A 26,519-nucleotide genomic window follows, 5' to 3' on the forward strand; every position below is an offset into this window, starting at 1 on the left:
GCCTTGTGTCGCGAAAGGGCCGCACAGCGGCCCCGACAATCTTGCGGTCGTGCGAAAATCCCGGGGGTGCTGCGCCCCCCTTTCGCGACACAAGGCCGCTCCTACAGTGATCGCACCGCTGCGAATCTCAGCGCATTAGCGCAGCCAGCCCATCGAGCAAGCGCTGCAATGCACCTTGGTTGGCCTGCATCACCGCCCTGCCCGCCGCACCCATGCGCTGGGCATCCTGCGGTAACTCGACCAACCGCCGCACGGCCTCGGCCAACCCATCGGCATCGTCCACCTGCTGCAACGCCCCCGCCGCTACCAGCATTGCGCTGATTTCGAGGAAGTTGAACACGTGCGGCCCCATGATCACCGGCAAGGCCAGTGCTGCCGGTTCCAGCGGGTTGTGCCCGCCGGTCGGCACCAGGCTGCCGCCCACGAAAGCGATATCGGCCAGCGCATACAGAAACAGCAATTCGCCCATGGTGTCGCCCAGCAATACCCGGGTTTGTGCGTCGACGGGCGCGCCAGTGGAGCGGCGAACGGTGCTGAACCGTTCGCTGCAAAGCGCATGTACCGCATTGAACCGCTCAGGGTGGCGCGGCACCAGGATCAGCAAGGCATCGCCATGCATCTGCAACAACTGCTGGTGCGCCTGCAGGACCAACGCGTCCTCACCTTCATGGGTGCTGGCAGCAATCCACACCGGGCGCTGCTGCGCCCCCCACTGCGCACGCAATGCCTTGGCACGGGGTCGCAGTTGCTCATCGATCTTCAGGTCGAACTTGATCGAACCGGTGACCTGAACGCACTCAGGACGCGCCCCCAGATCACGGAAGCGCTGCGCCTCGGTTTGCGTTTGCACGGCAATCAGGCTCATCTCTGCCAGCATCGGCCGGGTCAGCTTGGCAAAACGCGCATAACCACGGGCCGAGCGCTCGGACAAACGCGCATTGGCCAGCACCACTGGAATACCGCGCTTGGCACACTGGTGGATGTGATTGGGCCACAACTCGGTCTCCATGATGATGCCCAGTTTGGGCTGCACATGGTCGAGAAAGCGCCCGGCCGCCCACGACAGATCGTAGGGTAGGTAGCAATGCTGCACGCGCGGTTCGTCGGCGAACATGGCGCGAATGCGCTCGGAACCAGTAGGGGTCATGCAGGTGAGCGTGATCGGCAGTTGCGGGTAGGCCTTGAGCAAGGCGCGCACCATCGGCGCCGCGGCAATGCTTTCGCCGACCGACACCGCGTGCACCCAGATACCGCCCTGGCGCATGGCCGGCAGCCTGAAGGCAAACCGCTCGGCGATGCGCTGGCCATAGGCCGGCGCCTTACGCGCGCGAAGGTACAGGCGCAGCGCGACCAGCGGCAGGGCCAGGTTAAAGAGCAAGCTATAGAGGGTTCTGTTCATGGCAGCGGAGTTTACCCGATCGCGCGCAAGTGCACTGCAAAGCGCTCGGCCAACCATTGCGCAGCAGGGCCCAGGGGTTCATCACGGCGCCAGGCCAGTTCCGCCACCAACGCCGGTGGGCGCCACTCACTGTCAAGCTCCACCATGTGCGCCTGGTACGTGGGGTACTGCACGACATGCCGTGGCAACCAGGCCCAGCCCAGGCCGCGCATCAACAGCTCGGCCAGGACGTAGAAGCTGTCGGCACGCCACACCTGCGGGCTGATGGCCTCGCCACCGGGGTAACCGCTTTGCTGGGGGGTGATCAGCAATTGACGATGGCGGGCCAGCTGTTGGCGGGTGACCCGGCAACGACCCGCCAGCGGGTGGTCGACCGCACACACCGTGACCATTTCCACGCTGCCCAAGGCGCGCCGCTCCAGGGTTGCCGGGATGCTCTCGTGGTGAAAGAACAGCCCCAGGTCGGCGCGCCGCTCGACCAGTTTACGCGCCACATCACCTTGGGCCCCGCTGGCCAGTTGCACCTCCAGCAGCGGAAAGTGGCTAGCCAACTCATCGAGGCTGTCAATCACCGGCTGGTAGGGCATGGCTTCGTCCTGCGCCACGCGCAGCAAGGCTTCCTGCCCGCGCATCAACGCCAGCGCCCGGCCATCCAGGCGTTCGCATTGGCGCAGCAGTTCACGGGCATCTTCCAGCAGCGCGCTGCCGTTTTCCGTCAATTTCGGCTGCCGGCCACTGCTGCGCTCGAACAGGGTGACGCCCAGGTCGGTTTCCAGCAGGGCGACCGCGCTGCTGATCGCCGACTGGGCCTTGCGCTGTTCACGGGCCACGGCAGAGAACGAGCGCAATTCTGCAACGCGCACAAAGGTTCGCAGTTGCTCCAGGTTCCACTGCTCGGCCATTGGCCTATCTCCAAAATTGATAGGTAATGACTTTACCGCATCCAGGTTGCGCCTAGAATGCCCGCCAGAACCGGAGGATCCCACCATGAATGCCTACACCTATCTTGCCATTGCCATCTGCGCCGAAGTCATCGCCACCGCTTCGATGAAAGCGGTAAAAGGCTTGAGCACGCCGTTGCCGCTGCTGCTGATGGTGGTGGGCTACGGCATTGCGTTCTGGATGCTCACCCTGGTGGTGCGCAGCATTCCGGTGGGTATTGCCTATGCCATCTGGTCGGGGCTGGGCATTGTGCTGATCAGTGTGGCGGCGCTGGTGATCTACGGGCAGAAACTGGATGTGCCGGCGATGCTGGGGATGGCGATGATTGTTGGCGGGGTCGTGGTGATTCAGCTGTTCTCCAAGACCGCCGGGCATTGAGTTGCGCCATGCGAGCCCCATCGCCGGCAAGCCAGCGCCCACGGGGTAGCACTGGCCTGGTTTGCCGGCGGTAGGGCCCGCTGGGGGATACCCTGTATACTTGCCAGCTGTCCCAGTCTTCGAGGTACCGCCATGCCATCCGCCATTTCCACTGACGTGCTGATCGTCGGCGCCGGGGTCGCAGGCCTCTGGCTCAATGCACGCCTGCGCCGCATGGGGTATTCGACAGTGATGGTGGAACGCGCCAGCCTTGGCGGCGAACAGACCATCAAGTCGCAAGGCATCATCCATGGCGGTACCAAGTACGCCCTGCACGGCGCGCTGACTGGCGCCTCGGAGGCCATCGCCGACATGCCACGACGCTGGCGCGAAGCCTTGAACGGCAGTGGCGAGCTGGAACTGACCCGCACTCGGCTGTTGTCCGACGCCCACTACTTGTGGTCGCCAGGCACCCTGGCCGGCAACCTCACCAGCTTCTTTGCCAGCAAGGCCGTGCGCGGCCGGGTCGATCAGGTAAAGGGCGAGCAACTGCCGCCGGCCCTGCAAGACCGTGCCTTCAAGGGCAAGGTTTACCGCCTGGCCGAGCTGGTCATCGACGTGCCCACCTTGCTGGCCAACCTGGCTGAACTGGCCGGTGACAGCCTGCTGGCCGGGGAACGCATCGAGCCGCTGCGCGAAAATGACGAACTGGTCGGCCTGCGCGTCGATGGCCGCGACATCCGCGCCCAGCGCGTCGTGCTTAGCGCTGGCGCTGGCACCGAGGACCTGCTGCACGCCCTGGGCCTGAACCAGCCGGCCATGCAAACGCGGCCGCTGCACATGGTCATGGCCAAGGGCGCCAACCTGAAACCACTGTATGCCCACTGCCTGGGCGGCGGGCCCAAGCCGCGGGTGACCGTCACTACCCACCCGGCTGCCGATGGCCAATGGGTCTGGTACCTGGGTGGCGACCTGGCCGAAGCCGATGGCGTCGCCCGCGAGCCTGCCGCGCAGATTGCCGCAGCACAAAAAGAAATCGCCAGCCTGCTGCCATGGGTAGACCAAAGCCAGGTGCGCTGGGCCACCCTGCGGGTTGACCGCGCAGAGCCAGCACAATCCGGCCTGGTGCGCCCGGATAACGCATTTCTCGCCGACCAGGAACGCTTGCTGGTCGGCTGGCCGACGAAGCTGGCGTTGGCGCCAGACTTCAGCGACCGGGTCATCAGCCACCTGGAGCGCGACGGTATACGCCCACAGGCCCAGCCGGACCTGGCTGGCCTACCCCGCCCGCCGCTTGGCGTACCGGCCTGGGAGCAACTGCTGCCATGAGCCTGCCTACCCTGCATGACTTCCACCGCCGGTTGGGCAGCACCGGTTTCAAGGTTTCACCGCTGGGCCTGGGCACGGTCAAGTTGGGCCGCGACCAAGGCGTGAAGTACCCCAACGGGTTCACCATCCCCAGCGACGACGAAGCCCGCCTGCTGTTGGCCCAGGCCCGCGAACTGGGCATCAACCTGATCGATACCGCCCCCGCCTATGGCCGCAGCGAGGAACGCCTGGGCCCGCTGCTGCGCGGCCAGCGCGACGCGTGGGTGATCGTGAGCAAGGTCGGGGAAGAATTCGACGGTGGCCAGTCACATTTCGATTTTACCGCCGCCCACACCCGCCGCTCGGTGGAGCGCAGCCTGCGCCGCCTGGAAACCGACCGCATCGACCTGGTGCTAGTGCATTCCGACGGTAACGACCTGGCCATTCTTGAGCAGCAAGAGGTGTACCAGACGCTGGCCGCGCTCAAACAAGAGGGCAAGATCCTTGGCTACGGCCTGTCCGGCAAAACCGTCGCCGGCGGCCTGAAGGCCCTGGAGCAAGGCGATTGCGCCATGGTCACCTACAACCTCAGCGAGCAGGCAGAACGGCCGGTGCTGGACTACGCTGCCGAGCACGGCAAGGCCATCCTGGTGAAAAAGGCGCTGGCCAGCGGGCACCTTTGCCTGGCGCCGGGTGTCGACCCTGTGAAGGCCAGTTTCGAACTGCTGTTCGCCCACCCGGGCGTCAGCAGTGCTATCGTCGGCACCATCAACCCGTTGCACCTGGCCCATAACGTGGCCACCGTTGCCCGTATCCTGGGCCAGCACTGAGTTGCCCCCGGCCCAAGAGCCAGGCGAATGACCCGACGCAAGGAGGAGCCTCGTGGCGCGAACGCTGATCCGCAAGAACCCGAGCAACTTCAAGACACTGCCACTGCATGTCGAAGCCACACCCGAAGGGCTGATCTACCAGAGCATCGGCATGCCGCTGAACTTTGCCCAGACCCAGCAGCGGCGCAAGGCTATCCAGTTGCCCGACACGCAGCGTTTCGTGGTCGAGCTGGCCAACTTGGGTGTGTCGGTGCGCCTTACCCTGCATTGGCAGAACCGCGATTACTGGGTACTGGTACGGCAGCGCCGGCAAGACCGGGGCGATGTGGTGCTGAAACTGATTTCCGGCTATGTTCCCGCGCAGGAGCTGAACCTGCCTTTGCACACGGCTGTACAGGAAGTGGCTGAGGAGTGCCTGCTGGAAACCCCGGAAGGCTGGCTGGGCGGGCGTTTCAACGATACCTGGCTGCCCGCCCCCTACGCCGCAGCCTTGCACTATCGCGAAACACCGCACTTCTTGCTGGCTCCGGAATCCGGCGCTGCCCGGCCCGTCCACTGCGGCAAACTGATGCTGCTGGAGCGGCCGCGGGCCTATGTGCACTCGCCCACTGCGTCGTTGCAGCTGATCTATGACATGCGTTTGCAGGTACCGCGGGACGCCAAGAAACTCAGCTTGTTCCACGTGGACGAGCGTTTGGAAGGCGACCAACTGGTGGCGAGGCTCAACCGCAAGCGCCCTGACCTGTACCTGATGCCGTTGCAGGACGGCCAACCGCTGGCAGAGCTGTACACGTTGAAGAAGGACGAATTGGTGCCTGCAAGTACGCGCGGCCTGTACCTGGCCGAAAGCTTTGCCAAACAGGACGGTTGGGTAGTGGCGGACGAGCGGGTGCGCTGGAGGGATTGGGTCAAGCAGCAAGGCCTGGTGGAAAGCAAGCCGGCGCGGGCCTCGCGCCTGCAACGCTTTGGCGACAAGGCGCGGGCGTTGCTGCAGCGGGCGCGCACCTCACTTCACAAATAAGATCCTGAAGCCTGCGTGGTCCCTGTAGGAGCGGCCTTGTGTCGCGAAAGGGCTGCGCAGCAGCCCCAGGATTCCGGCGCAAATGCACAGATAGCTGGGGCTGCTACGCAGCCCATCGCGACACAAGGCCGCTCCTACACAGACCAGTGAAAGAGTGGCGCTCGATCAGTTCTTGCGAATTTTCTCGACAATAGCCGTGGTCGAGCTGTTCTCGACCAGCCCCAGCACCTTCACGGTGCCGCCGTAGGCCTTGACGATGTCGGCGCCGACCACCTGGTCGATACCGTAGTCCCCCCCCTTGACCAGCACATCCGGCTTGACCTGGCTCAGCAGGTTTTCCGGGGTGCCCTCGGAGAAGCTGATCACCCAGTCCACCGCACCCAGCCCGGCCAGCACGGCCATGCGCCGGTCGACGCTGTTGATCGGCCGGCCGGGCCCTTTCAGGCGGCTGACCGAAGCATCGTCGTTGACGGCCACGATCAGGCGATCGCCCTGGGCCCGCGCCTGCTCCAGGTAGGTCACGTGCCCGGCATGCAGGATGTCGAAGCAACCGTTGGTGAAAACGATCGTCTCCTTGTGCGCCCGCGCGTCATCGATGGCCAGCAACAGCTGTTCCAGGCCCAGCACACCGCGCTCGGAGCCTTCCTCACGCTGGATCGCACGGCGCAGTTCAGGGGCGCTGATGGCGGCGGTACCCAACTTGCCGACCACGATACCTGCCGCCAGGTTGGCCAGGGCCACTGCGTGGGGCAAGTCCTCACCGGCGGCAATCGCGGCGGCCAGGGTGGAGATGACGGTATCGCCAGCCCCGGTAACGTCGAACACTTCGCGCGCCCGTGCCGGCAAATGCAGCGCTGGCTGGCCAACGCGCAGCAGGGTCATGCCGTGCTCGCCCCGGGTGACCAGCAAGGCGCCCAGGTCCAGATCCTGAAGCAACTGCAAACCCTTGGCGACCAAGTCGGCCTCATCGACGCATCGACCCACGATGGTCTCGAACTCGCTGAGGTTGGGGGTGATCAGGCTGGCGCCACGGTAAATGGAAAAATCCTTGCCCTTGGGGTCGGCCAGCACCGGAATACCCTTGGCCCGGGCCGCCTGGATCAGGGCCTGGTGATTTTTCAGCGCACCCTTGCCGTAATCGGACAAGACCAGCACCTTGACCCCCTCGAGCAGGTTGTCGACCTCGCTGGCCAGCGACAGCGGGTCGGTGGCGAAGGGCTCTTCGAAATCGATACGCAGCAGTTGCTGGTGTCGGCTCATGACCCGGAGCTTGACGATGGTCGGCTGGTGGGCAATGCGCTGGAACACCGAGCGCACCCCGGCAGCCTGCAGGCTGTTGGCCAGGCTGTCGGCGGCCTCGTCCTGGCCGGTGACGCCGATCAGCGACGCAGGTGCGCCCAGCGCGGCAATGTTCAAGGCAACGTTGGCCGCACCGCCGGGGCGATCCTCGATCTGATCGACCTTGACCACCGGCACTGGCGCCTCAGGCGAAATACGCGAAGTACCGCCATGCCAGTAGCGGTCGAGCATGACATCGCCGACCACCAGTACCGGGGCTTGATCGAAACGCGGCATGGACAACTTCATGGGCAACCCATATGGAAATAATGAACAGGGGCAGGATATTAGCACAGGGTCGTCAATGGCTTTACGGCCAGATAGCCCATGGAAAATTCCCGTGACAATCGGGGCCATGGCGGCCCCGATCAAGGAGGTTTCAGGTGATGTCGGCCTTGGCCGGCTCATCCAGGCCCATGGCATGCAGGCGGGCGTAATGGCCATTGGCCGCAAGCAACTCGGCATGGGTACCGCGCTCCACCAACCGGCCCTGATCCATGACCAGGATCTGGTCGGCCTTCTCGATGGTGGATAGGCGATGGGCGATGACCAACGTGGTCCGCCCCTGCATCACGTGGTCCAGCGCCGCCTGGATATGCCGCTCGGACTCGGTGTCCAGGGCAGAGGTGGCCTCGTCGAGAATCAGCAGTGGGGCGTTTTTCAGCAATGCACGGGCAATTGCCAGGCGCTGGCGCTGACCGCCGGACAGCAGCACGCCGTTTTCACCGACTTCGGTATCGAAGCCCTTCGGCAGGCGGTCGACGAACTCCTTGGCGTAGGCATCGGCCGCAGCGGCTTCGATGTCTGCGCGCGGGGCGCCGGCCAGGTCGCCGTAGGCGATGTTGTTGGCCACGGTGTCGTTGAACAGGGTGACATGCTGGGTCACTTGCGACACATGGCGGCGCAGGTTGCGCAGGCGGTAGTTCTCGATCTCCACGCCATCGAGCAGGATCTGCCCTTTGCTGTGGTGATAGAAGCGCGGGATCAGCGCAGCCAGCGTCGACTTGCCACTGCCCGAGCGGCCGACCAGGGCGATCATCTGCCCGGGCTCGGCAGTGAAGCTGATGTCGCTCAGCACCTCGCGGTCGGTACCGGGGTAGGTAAAGCTGAGGTTGCGCACTTCCAAGTGCCCTTCCACGCGCTCCTTTTCGACCGTGCCGGTGTCCAGCTCAGGGGCTTCGTCCAGTTGCTCGAAGATGCTTTCTGCACCTGCAAGGCCCTTCTGGATGGTCGAGCTGACTTCCGACAACTGGCGAATCGGCTTGGGCAACAGGCCGGCAGCGGTGATGTAGGCGACCAGGTCGCCAGCGGTGGACTCGCCTCGCAGGAACAGCACCAGGAACATCAATGCGGCCATGGCGGTGTAGATCACCAGTTGCAACACCGGCGTGTACAGCGAGCCGGTCTTGGTCATGCGCAGCTGCTTGTCGGTGTTGCTCAGGCTGGCCTTGCCGAAACGCTGCTCCTCATAGGCCTCGCCACCGAAGCTGCGGACCACGCGATAACCCTGGATGGTTTCCGAGGCAACGTGGGTGACGTCGCCCATGGCGACCTGGATCTTCTTGCTCTGCTTGCGGAATTTCTTGCTGGCGACACTGACCATTACCGCGATGACCGGCAAGATGGCGACCATCACCAGGGTCAGGTGCCAGTTCATCCACAGCAGGTAGGCGAACAGGAACACCACGGTCAGGCCTTCGCGGATCACAACCTTGATGGCATCGGTGGCAGCGCCGGTGACCATGGTCACGTTGAAGGTGATGCGTGAAATCAGGTGCCCGGAGTTGTGGTTGTCGAAGTAGCGGTTAGGCAACACCAGCAGCTTATTGAACAACTCCACCCGCAAGTCGTGCACCAGGCACAAGGAGACCTTGGCCAGGAAGTAGTTACCAAGGAACGAGCCCAGGCCTTGCCAGGCGGCGATCAGGATGATCAGCAGCGGCACGGCCTGAAGCAATTGCAGGTCGCGCAAGTACGGCACGTTGGGGAACAACACCGCTTCGGGGTTGCTCAGCCCATCGACGAAGTATTTGAGGATGCCGGCCAGCATCGGCTGGGTCGAGGCGAAGATCACGAAACCGATGATGCTCAGCAGGAAAATGCCGACGTAGGGTTTCACATAGCCCAGCAGCCGGAAGTAGATCTTCAGGCTGGATGTGTGCTCCGCCGGTCGCGGTGTTTCGGCCATTATCAAGCTCGCTGTTCAGGTTGAACCGGAAATTTTACCACAGGCGTCATTTTCGGCACGCCCCCATGGCAGCATCATGGCCAGGCCCACCGGCAGCCAGCTGATGAACCATTCGGCACGCGGCGTGCCGGTGAGGCTCGCAGCATCGAACTGCATCGCCAGGGTCGAGTATACCCACAGCCCCAGCAGCACATTGCCCAATGGCGTGCCGCGGGCGCGAACGATGGCTGCCAGGGTGTACAGCCACACGGCGCACCACAGCAGCATCCCGGGCAACCCCAGCTCAACCGCAACGTGGGTGAACATGTTGTGGGAATGATCGAACTGCAAACCTACCGCCTGTACCACGTAGGGGCTGCCCATCCCCAGCCCGGTCCACGGCCGCTCCGAAATCATGTGGAGCACGGCGGCGAAAATCTCCGGACGATAGGAAGCGCCGCGCTGCGTGATCACGCCGTACATTTCGAAGAACGCCAGCCCTGTGGCCAGCAAGGCCAGCAGTGCCAGCAGCCTGCTGTGCGTGTCGCGGTACCAGAGCGGTGCAATCACCACGGTGAACACCAGCGCCAACACCGCCCCCCGGCTCTGGCTGAGAATGACGAAAGCGCCCAGGCAGGCCAGCGCAGCCGCCCAGCCCAGCTGTGCGGCACGATGGGCAGGCCAGTCGTAAAGCATCAACAGCACAGCGGTGCCGATCACGTAGGCGCCAAGGATCGGATGTGAAATTTCACCGATACCGGCCAGGCGGGCGAGCAACGGGAAGCCTTCGAAGCCATAGAACCGGACGATCGACACCGCTGCAGCCACTGCCAGCAGCGCACTCCCCACGCGCACCAGCCAGCGCAGCCGGGCGTGCCCCAGCTGGGCCAGTAACGGGAAGGCCAGCAGGAACACCAGGATGTAGAGCAAGCGTTTTAGCTCGCGCCCGGGCGCCTCACCCGCCGACCAGGCCAGCGTGAGCGCGCACCAGACCATCAGCAGCAACACACTGCCCCACAAGGCCGGTTGCCGTTGCCAGGCGTGCAGCAGTACGCCGCGGGCAGACCAAACCAATACCAGGGTTGGCACCCACAGGAACACCACCAGGCCTTGCTGGTACAGCTTGTTGCTAGGGGCCAGGGCTATCGCCGCGAGAAACCAGACCAGCCCGAACCCCAGCCAGGCGCGCGCCCAGTTTTTTTGATACAACATCGCTTCTCCCCGATGAATCCAGACACCATCCATGGTGCTACTGCATTATTTTCGGCATTATTGCCGGTCATTTTGCTCGCCAGACGACAAGGCTCTATTCATGCAATGCTCCCGGCTCAACCAGGTCGAGTTCGACCAGCTGACACACGGCGCCCAGGTGCTTGAGGCAGACAGCCATGGCGCCAAAGTCTACCTGCTCGCAGATGGAAATTTCCTCAAGGTTTTTCGTAGGAAACGACTGATTTCATCTGCACTACTGCGCCCCTACTCGCAGCGCTTCGTCGACAACGCTGCACGCCTGGCGCAATTGGGCATTCCCACACTCGAGGTCATCAGCCAGCACAAGCTCGACCTGCCCGGCCGCACGGCGGTGCTGTACCGCCCTTTGCCGGGGCGGACCCTGCTGCAGATGTCGCGTGATGAAGGGTTTAGCTGGGACGTATACCTGCCACGCCTGGTCGAACTGATCCGCCAATTGCACCGCAGCGGTGTGTACTTCCGCTCCCTGCACCTGGGCAACGTGGTGGTCACCCCCGAGCAGCGCCTGGGCCTGATCGACGTGGCCGATATGCGTTTCCTGCGCCCACCGCTTTCGGCGCGCATGATTCGGCGCAATGTGCAGCATATGGTGCGCTACATCGAGCGGGAAAACCTGGGCGACCGTTTCCCCCTCGCGGCGCTCGAGAGCGCCCTGCTGGCGCGTTGAGGTCAATTGCGCAGCAGGTTCTGCGAACTGTTGCAGAAGGCTTGCCAAGCCTGTTCCGGGGCCAGCGCCTGGCGCTGCCGGGCAGCCATTTGCGCGGCATCTTGCAGCGGGCAGTCTTCGATGGCCTGTGCCCAAGCGCGCTGGTCGGCAACCGGCAGGTAGCCGCCAGTGTCCCCCAGTTGCTCGCGAAACACCTGCAGGTCGCTGCACACCACCGGCACGTCAGCCATCACCGCCTCTTGCACCACCAGGCCCAGGCCCTCTGAACGCGAAGGCACCAGCAGCCAGTCGAATGCCCGGTACAGTTGCTGCAGGTCTTCACGGTAACCACGCAGGTGAACACACCCTGCAAGGCCCAAGGCATCGATGCGCGCTTGCAACACTGCCTGCAAGGGGCCTTCACCAATGATCGCCAGTTGCAGGCCTGGCTGCCGGGCACGGGCCTGGGCAAATGCCTCGATCAGCATCTCGAAGCCTTTGCTTTCCACCAGCCGCCCGACTGCACCCAATATCAGCTCGGCATCGTGCGGCAAACGCAGCGCCTGCCTGGCCTGGTCTCGACTGCGCAGCGGGCCGCTGAACGCCAGCGGGTCGAGCGCCATGCGCAAGGTTTGCACCGGTCTGCCCAGGTCCCGCTGCAGCGACTCGGCCAATGTCTGCGACACCGCAGCGATACTCAGCCGGTCGGGCGGCAGCCCGCGCAACAAGCGAATATCGCCACTGTTCAGCCGCGTCTTGCCATGGAACAACACCTTGGCCCGCAGTTGCGGAACGCCCTGCAACAATGGCAGCACCAAGCGCGCAACCCCAATCCCGTCCAGCAGCACGATGTCGGCCCCCGCCTCGGTCAGCGCCCTGCGCAAGCGCAGGCGCAACCATGGCCGCAGCAGGCGCCACACATGGCGCCCTTTGAGTGCACGTGAGGGCATATGCCATTCGCGTGTAGAACCCAGCCCACAGCACAGCCCACTCCCCAACAGCAGCCAGTTACTGATCCGGGCATCGGCACCCGCGTTCGACAGCACCTGCCGATGAACCTTGTGGATGGACACATACGGCGTGCCACCCGCCCACATCATATTGACGATGTTCATGGGCCCTCTCCCGGTCATGTCAGGTGGGACAGCGACTTCATTGAACAAAAACGGTGATGCCCATGCCGATCAAAGCGCCCGCCACCAGCGTCAATGCCAGCTTCATCCGGTCACGCTGTCGGCGCTTGGCCTTGCGCTCCACCTCGATGGGCAGGGTCACGTGATTGCCAAACCCAGTGTGCAATACTGCATCACCCTCCAACGTGACCGCTGTCAGATTTAACTCGGCATAACGCCGGGAAAGCGCCTTTTCTCCAGCATAGGCGGCAAATGGCGCACAGCGCTGGTAATCGCTCAACCGCCGCAGGCCAGGGTTCAACGAAAACGCCTGCCATTCAGCCTTGTCCGACAACAGCGGGTAGCACGGCACGCCGGCGATCACCTGACGATCCCCGAGGTGAATGTACGGGCTGTGCACGGCCAGGTCGTGGGCATGGCTGCGCAGCCACACCTGCAGCAGGTTGGGGCTGGCAGCCAGAATGGCCTGCGAGTCCTCGACGAAGCCTTGGCGATAGAAGTGCCAATCGTCCTCGCAGTGGAAGATGTAGGGCGTCTTGACATGGCTGTAGGCCAGGTCGATAGACGCCAGCTGGCCTAGCTTGGGCCGGTTGACGAACACCTTGCAGTGCGGTTTCCAGTGCTCTGGCACAGCGTCATGCACGGCATCGTCACCTGAGTCTTCGGTGATGAATACCTCGCGTATGGGCGCCGTGTTGTAGCGATCGAAACTCTCAAGGGTATCTTTGAGCAGGTCGAACCGCCCACAACTGGTCACGACAAGCGTGACATCACTCTCATTTGAAAAGCGCACCGGACTCCCCCCGCGTTGCGACTGTCGGCTTTCAACGCCCGTTCCTGGGCGCAAAAGCTCTTATGTTAGAAGCCCAGCTTCAGACGCAGCCGCTGCCATGCAGACAATGGCGGGCGGGGCCTGAGCGCTGGGCGCATGTGCTCGACGATGCTACGTCCTACCGCGCCGAAGCTGAAACGGGAAACCGCCAGATGGCGACCGTTTTCGGCAATCTGCCGCGCCAGCTCGGGCTCGGCACGCAAGCGTCGCAGCTTGGCCTGAAGGGTCGGGATGGTGTCATACAACACCACGTTGTGCATGTCCTGTAGACCCAACGCACGGTTTTCCTGCTCGCCCTGGTCATAGGCCAGCAATACACAGCCGCAGGCCATGGCCTCGAAGTTCTTGATCATGTATTCGCCCATGCCTACATCGGCGCTGACGAAAAAACGGATTCGGTTGAGCGTGTTGCAATAGTCCTCGCCCGACTTGGTGCGGGTAACCAGCAGGTCCTCGACCTGCCCCAGCTCGTCCAGCAGCGCCTTGCGGCCGCTGTAGGCCACGCTGTTGACACTGCCGACGAAGGCCAGTTCGATATCGCGCTCGCGCCCTTGGTCAGCCAGCAACTGCTCGTCATAACCCTTGGGCACGAATACCGCATCGAAGCCTTCCTGACGCAGGCGCTCGCTGACCATGTAGCCAGAGCTGATCACACGCGCCCAGGGCAGTTGCCGGTAGTGGGCGCTGAACTTGCCGGTGTACTTGCACGGGATGTAGTTCTGGTAGGCGTCGTGTTCGAGTATGACCAGGTTCGGCACGGTACGAATGAACGCGACCTGGCGGATTTCCTGCTTGAAGCGCAGAAAGAAAACAATGCGGTCATAGCGCTCGACCTGCACGTGGCGTTTGAAGTAGCGGCGCAGGTTGCGTTGGTCTTCGCTGGTCAACCAGCGCAGGTCGCATTCGCAGTTGGCCGCGACGCCGTCGTACAGGCGATCCAGAATCGCGCGCTGTTCCTTCTGTACCAGAAATAGGACTTTCATCATGTTCCTTGGGCGCTCTGCGCCAACGCGGTCAGTTTTACAGCTCACGCCGCCAGAACAGCTCATGCCGGCGCACCGCCTTGCGGAAGAACTCGTTCTCCCCATAGGGCGACGGGCGGCGGCCGGCCAGCCAACGTTGCAGCAAGCGGCGCAGGCGACGCTTGAAAGGGGCTGGCGGTTGCAGGTCGTGCATCATGCCCAGCGCCATCGCCTTGTCACGCTGGCTGGCCAGGTCCAGCACCAGGCTGCAGGGGGCCCAGGCCTGATCCGCGCTCAGCTGCGGCGGCAACGCCACGCCGTCGCCGCTATCGCCCATTGGCCAGCGATCGTTGTCATGCAGGTGGTTGGCGTAGCAGAGCAGGGTCTGTGGCTTCCAGGCCAGCCCCTGCAAGGCTTCGAGCACGGCGGCCTGGGCGCAGACGTGATCGGGGTGCGGGTCCAGCTGAGGGTGCGGCAGCACCAGCACTTCGGGCCTGGCCAACTCGATTACAGCCCGCAAGTCGGCCAACAGGTTGCGCCAGGTAGGGGCACCGTCCTGATCGGCGGGCAGCGGGAACGGGTTGAACTGGCGGAACGGGCGGATATCGGCCATGTCGGCTTCACGAGACACCGCAGGCCGATCGGGCGCCGCCTGCATGGCAGGCAATTGCAGGCAGAAGTAGCCCAACTGCACACAACGAGACTCCGGCACCCCGGCCCAGCGCGGCACGGCAATGCTGTCCCAGGCGCGCAGGCGACCTTTCAGGCGGGCGGCTTCGGCCTTGCCCAGACCCATCTGCTGATAATGCTCGGCCTCGATTTCACCGGCGGTCAGCGTGACCACCCAGGCTTCCTGCGCTTGGCTGTACAGCCCGTAGGCGGCCAACTCGGCGTCATCGGCATGGGGTGCAATCACCATTACCCGCCGCCGTTGCAGTTCGAACGCCGGGGTTATCCACAAGCGCGGCTGGCCTAGCAGCCGGCAATGCCGGCCACGCAAGCGCAGTGTGCCGGCCTGCAGGGGCGCGGCCAGGCCGGTGAGGTTCAGATAACGCAAGCCGGCCGCACCGCGCTCGAAGGTTTGCTGGTCGGCCTGCTCGCCCCCCAGCAGTTCGACCCGCGGATCGAGAAAACGCCCCAGCCAACTGCTTTTTATGTGCAGTTCGAGCACCAGGGTTTCCCCACCCTGCAGCACGCAGTCGGCCTTGAGCAGACCGGCCTGCAAGCGCGCGGCCACGGGCTGGGTGTACTCCCCGAAGTCGTAGGCGTAATCTTCGCCCGGGGTGTAGAACAGATGATCGGCAAACCACGCCTCATGCGCAGCCCACAGCAGCGGCAACAGCAAAAGCGGCAGCCACCACCAAGTGGCCAGGCCCAAAGCGAACAGCCCGGCCAGCCCTGCCAGCAGCGCCAGGCGTTTGTTGCGCCGGTGGCGCTTGAGCAACTGCTGCTTGCGACTCACGCCTGGTACACCGGCACAGGGTTGCACCAGCGCTCCTTGTACTCGCGGTCGGCACGACCGAACGAGAACCGCAGCGGCTTGTTGCGCGCTCGGGCGTCGTCCCAGGCCGCCTGGGTGTTGAGGAAGCTCAACACGCTACCTGGGCTGAAGGCCTTGGTTTCGGGGTCGACACCGCCGTTGATGTACTCCACGCTGACCCACTGCGGTGCCTCGACGCGGTAAACCAACTGGATCGCGATCGGCTTGCCGTCCAGCAGCAGTACCGAGCCGATCAGCAGCTCACGCAGACGCTCCAGCACATCGGCCATGCGCTCGGCACCGGTGGCCGGGAAGCCCCAGCGGCGCTGGAACAGGTCGCAGTACATGCTGGCGATTTCCTGTGCGCTGAACGCGCTGATCGGGCGCACCACCCCGCCCGCCTCTTCCAGCAGGCGCAGCTCGCGGCGCTGGTTGTAGCGGAACTTCTTCGACAGGTCTTCGTGCGCGCGGGCCATGGCCAGCTGCTCCTTCTGCACCTTGAGCCCGCTGAAGCGGCCCTGGTTCAGTTCGGACAGGTAGCGCACGCTGTGACGCAGCGGTGCGCCGGCATCGGGTGCGGCCGGCAGGATGATTTCGGCGTTGCCGAGGTCGAACAGGGCTTTCTTGCCGGCGCGTTTGAGCACGTCCTTGGACAGCGCCAGGTGGCGCCCCCAGGTCGCAATGGCGGCTTTCAGCTCGCCATTCTGGTGCCAGCCAAGGTAGCGCACGGGTATCTGCGCCAGGTCAGCCAGTTGCTCGACCACCAGCGGGTGAGTCGCGACGCTGCCGCCAAAGCGGGCCCACGCCTGGGCATAGGCGTGGGCGTCGATCACTTGCCAGCCGCGTTCGCGCCAAGCCTGAATGCGATTGAGCATCACGCCTGCCCCACCAACGCACGCACCTGCGGCAGTTGCCAGAAAGCCCCGCGCACGGCCTGGTCGGAAAAGCGCTCACGCAGGCGTTGCAGCATGTGTTCGGCACAGGCCTGGCGCTGCTGCCCGTCGAGCAAGGCCATATGTTCCAGGCCCTGGGCTAACTGCCCGGGGTCGCCCAGCGGGAACAGCACGCCAACACCCTCGACCACCTCGCGGGCACCGCCACAGGCGGTGGCTAACACGGGCACCCCGGCCACCATGGCCTCGAGCAGGACCATGCCGAACGGCTCATGGTCGGAGCTCAGGGCGAACACGTCGAAGGCTCGGAAATAACGCCGTGCATCCGGTACCTGGCCAAGGAAGTCGACCTGCCCGGCAATGCCCAGTTCGCCAGCCAGGGCCTTGAGCTTGCCTTCCAGGCGCCCCTTGCCAAGGATCGCCAGCCGGGCGCCGGCCGGCAGCCCAGGCAATGCCTGGGCAAAGCCGCGCAACAGCGTGGCCTGGTCCTTGTCCGGGTGCAGCCGGCCGACATTGCCGACGATCCATGCCTGCGCATCCAGCCCCAGCGCATGCCGCGCCTCAGCGCGCGGCACCTGGGCCGCCTGCAGGGCATCGATGTCGATACGGTTGTACAGCGTCTGGATGCGGTCGGCCGGCCACTGCGGCAAGCAACGGCGCATGTCGTCGCGTACGGCGTCCGACACCCCGAGCAGGCTCAGGCGCTTGCCGAACAGGTTGGCGAAAATGCGCCGCCCCTTGCGCTGGTAGTCACCAAAGGCATGGTGCACGCCGATCACCGGCAAACCAGTAGCCAGCAACGCCACATAGATCGGCTTGAAGCGGTGGGCGATGCAGAACGCAAAATTGCGCTCGGCCGCAATCCGCCGCAGGGCGCGGATCGCGCCGAGCTTGAGACCACGCACGGCCTTGGAGCTGAAACCCAGGAACAGCACCTCGTCCGAGGCGCAACCCGCCGCTACTTGCGGGTCGGCTGCTCCCGTGAGGAACACCGTGGTGACCCGGTAGCCACGCCCCTGAAACAGGCTGGCGTACTGACGGGCACAGTCCAGGAACGGCCCGTCATAGCCATGGCAGAACTGCAGGATGCGCGGTTCAGAGCGGCTGGTCATAGGCGGCAGCGCCGTCCTTCACAACCAGGATGTCTTCCATGATCAGGTATTGCAGGTCCGAGCCGAAGAACATGTTCAGGGCGTCGGTTGGCGAGCAGATCATCGGCTCGCCACGGCGGTTCAGCGAGGTGTTCAGCGACACGCCGTTGCCGGTCAGGTCTTCGAGCGCCTTCATCATGTCGTAGTAGCGCGGGTTGTACTCGCGCTTGAGCACCTGGGCACGCGAGGTACCGTCCTCGTGGACCACCTCCGGCACACGGGTTTTCCACTCTTCAGCCACTTCGAAGGTGAAAGTCATGAACGGCGCCGGGTGATCGACCTTGATCATCTGCGGGGCGACGGTGTCGAGCATCGACGGGCAGAAAGGTCTCCAGCGCTCGCGGAACTTGATCTGCTCGTTGATACGGTTGGCGACGCCAGGCACGCTCGGGCAACCAATGATCGAACGGCCACCCAGGGCGCGCGGGCCGAACTCCATGCGGCCTTGGAACCAGGCCACTGGGTTGCCATCGACCATGATCTTGGCGATACGCTGCGGCATGTCGTCGAGCTTGCGCCACGTCGGTGCATTCGGGTGCCGAGCGCAGGCAGCGATCACGTCTTCGTTGGAATAGGACGGGCCGAGGTAGACGTGCTCCATCTTCTCGACCGGTACGCCACGGGAGTGGGACACGTAGGCCGCAGCGCCAACCGCAGTACCGGCGTCGCCGGAAGCCGGCTGCACGAACAGCTCTTTGACATCCGGGCGGGCGATGATCTTCTGGTTGAGCTTGACGTTCAGCGCGCAGCCGCCGGCAAACGCCAGCTTGCCGGTTTCGCGCAGGGTGTCGCCCAGGTAGTGGTCGATCATCTGCAGGGCGATCTTCTCGAACAACGCCTGCATGCTGGCCGCGTAATGGATGTACGGCTCGTCGGCGATATCGCCTTCGCGCTTGGGCCCCAGCCATTCGATCAGCTTGGGCGAGAAGTAGAAGCCCTTGCCCTTTTCTTTATGGCGGCGCAGGCCGATGACGTTGGCGTATTCGGTGTTGATCACCAGTTCACCGTTCTCGAAGCTGGCCAGGCGCGAAAAGTCGTATTTGCTGGCATCGCCATACGGCGCCATGCCCATGACCTTGAACTCGCCATCGAGCATCTCGAAACCGAGGAACTCGGTAATGGCACCGTACAGGCCACCCAACGAGTCCGGGTCGAAGAATTCCTTGATCTTGTGGATCTTGCCGTTTTCGCCGTAGCCGAAGAAGGTGGTGGCGTACTCGCCTTTACCGTCAATGCCAAGGATGGCCGTTTTTTCCTTGAAGCCCGAGCAGTGATAGGCACTGGAAGCATGGGCCAGGTGGTGCTCGACCGGCTCGATCTTGATCTTTTTCGGGTCGAAGCCCAGTTGCTCCAGGCACCAGACGATCTTCTTGCGGTAACGCTTGTAGCGGCGGTTGCCCATCAGGATTGCATCGAGGGCGCGATCCGGGGCGTACCAGTAGCGCTTGGCATAGTGCCAGCGCGCCTTGCCGAACAGGCTGATGGGCGCGAACGGGATGGCAACCACGTCGACGTCGGATGGCTTGATGCCTGCCTGCTCCAGGCAGAACTTCGCCGACTCGTAGGGCATGCGGTTCTTCGCATGCTTGTCACGCACGAAGCGCTCTTCTTCGGCGGCGGCAATCAGCTTGCCATCAATGTACAGGGCCGCGGAAGGGTCATGGCTAAGGGCGCCGGACAGGCCAAGAATCGTCAATGCCAAGGGATTAGCCTCTTCATTCGGTAGAGATGCGCCAGCGGCCGCTTGGGCGGGTGGCGACTAAAAGGCGGGATTATAACGCAAACATGTGCGCAACGCGGCAACCTGTACCGGCCTCATCGCCGGCAAGCCAGCTCCCACAGGTAGAGCATCGCCCTTGAGGCCTGCGCTGTCCCTGTGGGAGCTGGCTTGCCGGCGATGAGGCCGGTACAGCCAACCAGGACTACTCGGCGATCAGCCAGTCCATGCGGTAGCTACCGGCAGTCTGCGCCAGCTCCTTGGCCAGCCACGGCAGCAACTCCTTGAGCTCGTCTTCCAGCCCCCACGGCGGGTTGGCAATGGCCAGGCCCGAACCATTGAGCCCCTGCGGGCTGTCCTGATGGTGCACATACAGCTCCACCCGCAGCAGTTTGGGCGCGCCGGTGCTGGTCAGGTCCTGGTAATAGCGTGTCAACGAACGCTGGTCCTTGATCGGGTACCAGATGGCTGCAACCGTCTGGCGCATGCGCCCAATGGCCTCTTTCATGGCCGTGGTGCAGCGCTTGAGCTCATCGGCCTGCTCGAACGGCGGGTCGATCAGCATGATCGCGCGCTTTTCCTGCACGGGCAGCAAAGCCCGCGGCACGTGCCAGCCTTCACCTAGGTGCACGGTAACGCGCGGGTCTTTCTTCATGTTCTCCTTGAGCAGCGGCCCGTCTTCCGGGTGCTTCTCGTTGAGCAGGGCACGGTCCTGCTGGCGCATCAAACGCCGGGCCAGCTCAGGCGAACCAGGGTAGTAGCGAAGCTCGCCGTCGGCGTTCAAACGCTTGATCACGCGCAGGTAGTCAGCGGCCATGGGCGGCAGGTCATCGCGGTGCCACAGGCGGGCCACGCCTTGCTGATACTCGCCGGTGCGGCTTGCCTGGTCGCCCTGCAAGTCGTAGAGGCCAAGCCCTGCGTGGGTATCGATGTAGGCGAATGGCTGCTCCTTGCGCGACATCAGGGCGATGAGGCGGGTCAGCACGATGTGTTTGAGGACGTCGGCGTGGTTGCCGGCGTGGAAGGCGTGACGATAGTTCATGGCAACTCCTGCGAAGGCGGCAAGTTTACCTTGCCTTGCAGGCGGAGTCAGGCCTGGCTGCTGATCGGCGGCGCCCGCTTGGCAGGCGCCGCCGGTTCAACGGGTGTTACTTGTCAGCGTGATACGCAGCATCGGCGGCTTGGAAGCGCTGCACCATGGCCTGCGACGGGCTGCCCAGCTTGCTCACCACAAAGATGGCGATGCTGGCAAACAGGAAGCCAGGGATGATTTCGTACAGCCCGAGGGTGTCGAAGTTCTTCCACAGGATCACTGTCAAAGCACCCACCACGATACCGGCCAGCGCGCCATTACGGGTCATGCCTTTCCACAGCACAGAGATCAGCACCACGGGCCCAAAGGCGGCACCGAAGCCGGCCCAGGCATACGCCACCAGGCCCAACACACGGTTTTCCGGGTTGGCCGCCATGGCGATGGCGATCAGGGCCACGGCCAGCACCATCAGGCGGCCGACCCACACCAGCTCACGCTGCGACGCATGCTTGCGCAGGAAGGCTTTGTAGAAGTCCTCGGTCAGGGCGCTGGAGCACACCAGCAGCTGGCAGCTCAGGGTGCTCATCACTGCCGCCAGAATCGCCGACAGCAGCACGCCGGCAATCCATGGATTGAACAGGATCTTGGCCAGCTCGATGAACACACGCTCGTGATTCTCGGTCACCGGGCCCGCCAGGTCCGGATGTGCAGAGAAGTAGGCAATTCCGAAGAAGCCAACGGCACAGGTACCCGCCAGGCACAGGATCATCCAGGTCATGGAGATGCGACGCGCCTTGGCGATCGACTTCACCGAATCGGCCGCCATGAAGCGCGCCAGGATGTGCGGTTGGCCGAAGTAGCCCAGGCCCCAACCCATCAGCGAAATGATGCCAATGAAGGTTGCGCCTTTGAACATGTCGAAGTTGGTCGGGTTGACCGCCTCGATCGCCGCGAAGGTGGTGTCGAAGCCGCCTGTGGAGATCAGCACGATCACGGGCGTCAGGATCAGCGCGAAGATCATCAGCGTAGCCTGCACGGTGTCGGTCCAGCTCACCGCCAGGAAGCCACCGATGAAGGTGTAGGCGATGGTGGCTGCAGCACCAGCCCACAGGGCGGTCTCGTAGGACATGCCGAAGGTGCTTTCGAACAGACGGGCACCGGCAACGATGCCGGAAGCGCAGTAGATGGTGAAGAACACCAGGATGACAATGGCGGAAATGATGCGCAGCAAGCCGCTGTTGTCATCGAAACGGCTGGAGAAATAGTCCGGCAGGGTCAATGCGTCACCGTTGTGCTCGGTTTGCACGCGCAGGCGACCAGCCACGAACAGCCAGTTCAAGTAGGCACCCACGGTCAGGCCGATGGCGATCCAGGCCTCGGACAGGCCGGCGAAGTAGATGGCGCCCGGCAGGCCCATCAGCAGCCAGCCACTCATGTCGGACGCCCCGGCAGACAGTGCGGTTACCACGCTGCCCAGGCTGCGCCCGCCCAGAATGTAGTCGGAAAGGTTGTTGGTGGAGCGATAGGCGGCGAGGCCGATCAGCACCATTGCCGCGATGTAGATCACGAAGGTGATCGTTAGTGGGTTGCCCATGTGTGTGTGCCCTGGCGTTTGTTTTTATCTCATGCACAACCACAGTGATTGCGGTTGCACCCAGGCGGCGAATGCTATGCAACAAAGCGAAGCGGGTGCAACCATTTTTCATAGACAAGTTGCACCCAACGCGCATTTTCCGATAAAGCCGATTTTTTGCTCCCTTTTGGAGCATTGCCGGTGTTTTTAATAGTAAACCGCATCAAAAACGCCCCATCCTCGAGCGCGCAGGTTGCTGTCGGACGAGTTGCACCTTTTACTCGAAAAATTCAGGTTGCACCTGGTTGCACCCGAATTGTCCTACAGCTAATCTTGGCGCCAGCTTAGGCCACAGCCGTGGCAATAACGAGGATAAGAAATGGCGACGACCACCCTTGGGGTCAAACTCGATGACCCTACCCGTGAGCGACTCAAGGCAGCAGCGCAGTCGATAGACCGCACGCCGCACTGGTTGATCAAGCAAGCGATCTTCAACTACCTGGAGAAGCTCGAGGGTGGCGCGACCCTGAACGACCTCAACGGCGATTCCGGCAGCCTGGCCGATGACGCCGGCGAGGTCCAGCCTGACCACAATCATCAGTGCTTCCTGGAATTCGCCGAGAGCATCCTGCCCCAGTCGGTACTGCGCTCGGCCATTACCGCCGCCTACCGCCGCCCCGAGCAGGAAGTGGTACCGATGTTGCTGGAACAGGCGCGCCTCAGCGCACCGCTGGCCGAGGCGACCAACAAGCTGGCCGCCGGCATCGCCGAAAAACTGCGCAACCAGAAAAGCGCGGGCGGCCGCGCTGGCATCGTTCAGGGCCTGTTGCAGGAGTTCTCGCTGTCCTCGCAGGAAGGCGTGGCCCTGATGTGCCTGGCCGAAGCCCTGCTGCGCATCCCCGACAAGGGCACCCGCGACGCACTGATCCGCGACAAGATCAGCACCGGCAACTGGCAGCCGCACCTGGGCAACAGCCCGTCGCTGTTCGTCAACGCCGCCACCTGGGGCCTGCTGCTGACCGGCAAGCTGGTCAGCACGCACAACGAATCCGGCCTCACTTCCTCGCTCACCCGCATCATCGGCAAGAGCGGTGAGCCGATGATCCGCAAGGGTGTCGACATGGCCATGCGCCTGATGGGCGAGCAGTTCGTCACGGGCGAAACCATTGCCGAAGCCCTGGCCAATGCCAGCCGTTTCGAGGCCAAGGGCTTCCGTTATTCCTACGACATGCTCGGCGAGGCCGCCCTCACCGAGCACGACGCGCAGAAATACCTGGCGTCCTACGAGCAGGCCATCCACTCGATCGGCAAGGCTTCGCATGGCCGCGGCATCTATGAAGGCCCGGGCATCTCGATCAAGCTGTCGGCGCTGCACCCGCGCTACAGCCGCGCCCAGTACGAGCGGGTGATGGAAGAGCTGTACCCGCGCCTGCTGTCGCTGACCTTGCTGGCCAAGCAGTACGACATCGGCCTGAACATCGATGCCGAGGAAGCCGATCGCCTGGAGCTGTCGCTGGACCTGCTCGAGCGCCTGTGCTTCGAGCCGGCGCTGGCTGGCTGGAACGGCATCGGCTTCGTCATCCAGGCCTACCAGAAACGCTGCCCGTACGTGATCGACTACGTTGTCGACCTGGCCAAGCGCAGCCGCCACCGCCTGATGATCCGCCTGGTCAAAGGTGCCTACTGGGACAGCGAAATCAAGCGCGCCCAGGTCGAGGGGCTGGAGGGCTACCCCGTTTACACGCGCAAGGTGTACACCGACGTGTCCTACGTTGCCTGCGCACGCAAGTTGCTGGCCGTGCCCGAGGCCATCTACCCGCAATTCGCCACCCACAATGCCCACACCCTGTCGGCCATCTACCACATTGCCGGGCAGAACTACTACCCGGGCCAGTACGAGTTCCAGTGCCTGCACGGCATGGGCGAGCCCCTGTACGAGCAGGTGGTCGGCAAGCTGGCCGATGGCAAGCTGAACCGCCCCTGCCGCGTCTATGCACCGGTGGGCACCCACGAAACACTACTGGCCTACCTGGTGCGCCGGTTGCTGGAAAACGGCGCCAACACCTCGTTCGTCAACCGCATTGCCGACCACTCGATCTCGATCCAGGAACTGGTCGCCGACCCGGTCGCCAGCATCGAACGCATGGGCACCCAAGAGGGCAGCATCGGCCTGCCGCACCCGCGCATCCCATTGCCGCGTGACCTGTATGGCAGCGAACGGGCCAACTCGGCCGGTATCGACATGGCCAACGAGCACCGCCTGGCTTCGCTGTCCTGCGCCATGCTGGCCACCGCTCACAATGACTGGAAAGCCGCCCCGCTGCTGGCCTGCGCCGCCAGTGAGACAGCTGCGGTAGCGGTGCTGAACCCGGCAGACCACCGCGATGTGGTAGGCCATGTGCAGGAAGCCACGGTCGCCGACGTGGACAATGCCATCCAGTGCGCCATCAACGCGGCGCCGATCTGGCAGGCCACCCCGCCGGCAGAGCGCGCCGCGATTCTGGAGCGTACCGCCGACCTGATGGAGGCAGAAATCCAGCCGCTGATGGGGCTGCTGATTCGCGAAGCCGGCAAGACCTTTGCCAACGCCATCGCCGAAGTACGCGAGGCGGTGGACTTCCTGCGCTATTACGCGGTGCAGGCCCGCAACGACTTCAGCAATGACGCGCACCGCCCGCTGGGGCCGGTGGTCTGCATCAGCCCCTGGAACTTCCCGCTGGCGATTTTCACCGGCCAGGTAGCCGCAGCCCTGGCTGCCGGCAACCCGGTACTGGCCAAGCCTGCCGAACAGACCCCACTGATCGCCGCGCAGGCCGTGCGCCTGTTACTGGAAGCCGGCATTCCGGAAGGTGTACTGCAGTTGCTGCCAGGGCGCGGTGAAACCGTGGGTGCCGGCCTGGTCAGTGACGAGCGGGTCAAAGGCGTGATGTTCACCGGCTCCACCGAAGTCGCCCGCCTGCTGCAGCGCAACGTCGCCGGCCGCCTGGACAACCAGGGGCGGCCGATCCCGCTGATCGCCGAAACCGGTGGCCAGAACGCCATGATCGTCGACTCTTCTGCGCTCACCGAGCAAGTGGTGATCGACGTGGTATCGTCGGCCTTCGACAGTGCCGGCCAGCGTTGCTCGGCCCTGCGCGTGCTATGCCTGCAGGAAGACTCCGCCGACCGCGTGATCGAAATGCTCAAGGGGGCCATGGCTGAAAGCCGCCTGGGCTGCCCGGACCGCCTGGCAGTGGACATTGGCCCGGTGATCGACGCCGAAGCCAAGGCCGGTATCGAGAAGCACATCCAGGGCATGCGTGAGAAAGGCCGCTCGGTCTACCAGGTCGCGATTGCCGATGCCGCCGAAATCAAGCGCGGCACCTTCGTCATGCCGACCCTGATCGAGCTGGACAGCTTCGACGAGCTGAAGCGTGAAATCTTCGGCCCGGTACTGCATGTGGTGCGCTACAACCGCCGCAACCTCGACCAACTGATCGAGCAGATCAACAACTCCGGCTATGGCTTGACCCTCGGCGTGCACACCCGCATCGACGAGACCATTGCCAAGGTGGTGGAAACCGCCAATGCCGGCAACATGTACGTCAACCGCAATATCGTTGGCGCCGTGGTAGGCGTGCAGCCCTTCGGTGGTGAAGGCCTGTCTGGTACCGGCCCGAAAGCCGGCGGCCCGCTGTACCTGTATCGCCTGCTGTCGACCCGCCCGGCCGACGCGATTGGCCGCCACTTCCAGCAACAGGATGGCGAAGGCAAGCCGGACCGTACTCTGCATGAGCAACTGGTAAAGCCGCTGCACGGTCTCAAGGCCTGGGCCGAGAGCAATCAGCTGGCCGACCTGGCAGCGCTGTGCGAACAATTCGCTGGCCAGTCGCAGAGCGGCATCGCCCGCCTGCTGCCAGGCCCGACCGGTGAGCGCAACAGCTACACCATCCTGCCGCGCGAGCATGTGCTGTGCCTGGCCGACAATGAAACCGACCTGCTGGCGCAGCTCGCCGCGGTGCTGGCTGTTGGCAGCTCGGCGGTGTGGGCTGACAGCGAACCGGGCAAGGCTTTGCGCGCGCGCCTGCCGCGTGAGCTGCAGGCCAAGGTGAAGCTGGTGGCAGACTGGAACAAGGATGAAGTGGCGTTCGACGCCGTGATCCACCATGGCGACTCGGACCAGCTGCGTGGCGTTTGCCAGCAGGTGGCCAAGCGTGCCGGGGCGATCGTGGGTGTGCACGGGTTGTCCAGCGGGGATCACCAGATTGCGCTGGAGCGACTGGTGATTGAGCGGGCGGTGAGTGTGAATACTGCGGCAGCCGGTGGTAACGCCAGCTTGATGACTATTGGCTGAGGCTGAGGGTTGTTGAGGGAAAGGGAGAGCTTTGGCTCTCCTTTTTTATGGGTGTCCGCCTTGAGATTGGGGGTGGGCTGACAGGTGACCGACACAACATTTTCTGCGCCTGTGAGACCGAGCGCCGCCCGCGCGGCGCTTCGCGGGTAAACC

At 63.8% G+C, this 26,519-nt stretch carries 20 protein-coding genes; 6 read left to right on the forward strand and 14 right to left on the reverse strand.

The features are described from left to right. Positions 1-127 precede the first annotated feature (127 nt). Both waaA and ACF8SD_RS15930 read right to left on the reverse strand, forming a co-directional pair. Positions 128-1,399, reverse strand: a complete 1,272-nt coding sequence (waaA, locus tag ACF8SD_RS15925; RefSeq protein WP_392484569.1) for a lipid IV(A) 3-deoxy-D-manno-octulosonic acid transferase — start codon at positions 1,397-1,399, stop codon at positions 128-130. Between the two features lie 11 nt (positions 1,400-1,410). Continuing rightward, positions 1,411-2,301, reverse strand: a complete 891-nt coding sequence (locus tag ACF8SD_RS15930; RefSeq protein WP_173891293.1) for a LysR family transcriptional regulator — start codon at positions 2,299-2,301, stop codon at positions 1,411-1,413. A gap of 85 nt (positions 2,302-2,386) precedes the next feature. Here ACF8SD_RS15930 and ACF8SD_RS15935 point away from each other — a divergent pair, with 85 nt between their 5' ends. From ACF8SD_RS15935 to ACF8SD_RS15950, 4 genes are all read left to right on the forward strand, one after another. Further along, positions 2,387-2,719, forward strand: coding sequence for a multidrug efflux SMR transporter (locus tag ACF8SD_RS15935; protein ID WP_008095055.1), 333 nt, complete (start codon positions 2,387-2,389; stop codon positions 2,717-2,719). A 132-nt stretch (positions 2,720-2,851) separates the two neighbouring features. After that, on the forward strand, positions 2,852-4,027 hold the full coding sequence (locus ACF8SD_RS15940; protein WP_173891294.1) for an FAD-binding oxidoreductase: 1,176 nt from the start codon (positions 2,852-2,854) through the stop codon (positions 4,025-4,027). Further along, positions 4,024-4,836: an aldo/keto reductase gene (locus ACF8SD_RS15945; protein WP_173891295.1), complete on the forward strand. Its 813-nt coding sequence runs from the start codon at positions 4,024-4,026 to the stop codon at positions 4,834-4,836. Before ACF8SD_RS15940 ends, ACF8SD_RS15945 begins: the two co-directional genes overlap by 4 nt. Positions 4,837-4,888: 52 nt before the next feature. Further along, the gene (locus tag ACF8SD_RS15950; RefSeq protein WP_173891296.1) at positions 4,889-5,857 is read left to right on the forward strand and encodes a metal ABC transporter ATPase; all 969 of its coding nucleotides are present in this window, start codon (positions 4,889-4,891) and stop codon (positions 5,855-5,857) included. A 165-nt stretch (positions 5,858-6,022) separates the two neighbouring features. On the opposite strand, the gene hldE is transcribed toward ACF8SD_RS15950, so the two are convergent. From hldE to ACF8SD_RS15965, 3 genes are all read right to left on the reverse strand, one after another. Next, on the reverse strand, positions 6,023-7,444 hold the full coding sequence (gene hldE, locus ACF8SD_RS15955) for a bifunctional D-glycero-beta-D-manno-heptose-7-phosphate kinase/D-glycero-beta-D-manno-heptose 1-phosphate adenylyltransferase HldE (protein ID WP_173891297.1): 1,422 nt from the start codon (positions 7,442-7,444) through the stop codon (positions 6,023-6,025). A 130-nt stretch (positions 7,445-7,574) separates the two neighbouring features. Beyond that, positions 7,575-9,383 (reverse strand): lipid A export permease/ATP-binding protein MsbA, encoded by a 1,809-nt coding sequence (gene msbA / locus ACF8SD_RS15960; RefSeq protein ID WP_009681345.1) that lies wholly within the window; start codon positions 9,381-9,383, stop codon positions 7,575-7,577. A gap of 15 nt (positions 9,384-9,398) precedes the next feature. Further along, the gene (locus tag ACF8SD_RS15965) at positions 9,399-10,574 is read right to left on the reverse strand and encodes an O-antigen ligase family protein (protein WP_392484570.1); all 1,176 of its coding nucleotides are present in this window, start codon (positions 10,572-10,574) and stop codon (positions 9,399-9,401) included. A 100-nt stretch (positions 10,575-10,674) separates the two neighbouring features. Here ACF8SD_RS15965 and ACF8SD_RS15970 point away from each other — a divergent pair, with 100 nt between their 5' ends. Beyond that, entirely contained in the window at positions 10,675-11,280 is a 606-nt protein-coding gene (locus ACF8SD_RS15970) for a toluene tolerance protein (protein WP_392484571.1), read from the forward strand. 2 nt (positions 11,281-11,282) lie between these two features. On the opposite strand, the gene ACF8SD_RS15975 is transcribed toward ACF8SD_RS15970, so the two are convergent. The 9 genes from ACF8SD_RS15975 to putP all read right to left on the reverse strand — a co-directional run bounded on the left by ACF8SD_RS15975 (position 11,283) and on the right by putP (position 22,054). Next, positions 11,283-12,374, reverse strand: a complete 1,092-nt coding sequence (locus ACF8SD_RS15975) for a glycosyltransferase (protein ID WP_173891300.1) — start codon at positions 12,372-12,374, stop codon at positions 11,283-11,285. Positions 12,375-12,411: 37 nt separating this feature from the next. Continuing rightward, on the reverse strand, positions 12,412-13,185 hold the full coding sequence (locus ACF8SD_RS15980) for a glycosyltransferase family 2 protein (protein WP_173891301.1): 774 nt from the start codon (positions 13,183-13,185) through the stop codon (positions 12,412-12,414). Positions 13,186-13,250: 65 nt separating this feature from the next. After that, on the reverse strand, positions 13,251-14,207 hold the full coding sequence (locus tag ACF8SD_RS15985; protein WP_029887216.1) for a glycosyltransferase: 957 nt from the start codon (positions 14,205-14,207) through the stop codon (positions 13,251-13,253). 37 nt (positions 14,208-14,244) lie between these two features. Next, positions 14,245-15,648 carry a PIG-L deacetylase family protein gene (locus tag ACF8SD_RS15990; RefSeq protein WP_392484572.1) on the reverse strand — a complete coding sequence of 468 codons (1,404 nt, stop codon included), beginning with the start codon at positions 15,646-15,648 and terminating at the stop codon, positions 14,245-14,247. Further along, entirely contained in the window at positions 15,645-16,541 is an 897-nt protein-coding gene (locus tag ACF8SD_RS15995; protein WP_009681351.1) for an antimicrobial resistance protein Mig-14, read from the reverse strand. The genes ACF8SD_RS15990 and ACF8SD_RS15995 overlap by 4 nt, the downstream gene beginning before the upstream one ends. After that, entirely contained in the window at positions 16,541-17,671 is a 1,131-nt protein-coding gene (locus ACF8SD_RS16000; protein WP_173891304.1) for a glycosyltransferase, read from the reverse strand. Before ACF8SD_RS16000 ends, ACF8SD_RS15995 begins: the two co-directional genes overlap by 1 nt. After that, positions 17,655-19,412 carry a carbamoyltransferase gene (locus tag ACF8SD_RS16005; protein WP_173891305.1) on the reverse strand — a complete coding sequence of 586 codons (1,758 nt, stop codon included), beginning with the start codon at positions 19,410-19,412 and terminating at the stop codon, positions 17,655-17,657. The genes ACF8SD_RS16000 and ACF8SD_RS16005 overlap by 17 nt, the downstream gene beginning before the upstream one ends. 220 nt (positions 19,413-19,632) lie before the next feature. Further along, positions 19,633-20,469: a 23S rRNA (adenine(2030)-N(6))-methyltransferase RlmJ gene (locus ACF8SD_RS16010; protein ID WP_173891306.1), complete on the reverse strand. Its 837-nt coding sequence runs from the start codon at positions 20,467-20,469 to the stop codon at positions 19,633-19,635. 106 nt (positions 20,470-20,575) lie between these two features. Continuing rightward, positions 20,576-22,054, reverse strand: a complete 1,479-nt coding sequence (gene putP / locus ACF8SD_RS16015; RefSeq protein ID WP_173891307.1) for a sodium/proline symporter PutP — start codon at positions 22,052-22,054, stop codon at positions 20,576-20,578. Positions 22,055-22,412: 358 nt separating this feature from the next. Here putP and putA point away from each other — a divergent pair, with 358 nt between their 5' ends. Beyond that, positions 22,413-26,366, forward strand: coding sequence for a trifunctional transcriptional regulator/proline dehydrogenase/L-glutamate gamma-semialdehyde dehydrogenase (putA, locus tag ACF8SD_RS16020; protein WP_392484573.1), 3,954 nt, complete (start codon positions 22,413-22,415; stop codon positions 26,364-26,366). Positions 26,367-26,519 lie beyond the last annotated feature (153 nt).

It is taken from the genome of Pseudomonas sp. CJQ_9, assembly GCF_043106615.1.
Taxonomy (GTDB): Bacteria; Pseudomonadota; Gammaproteobacteria; order Pseudomonadales; family Pseudomonadaceae; genus Aquipseudomonas; species Aquipseudomonas juntendi.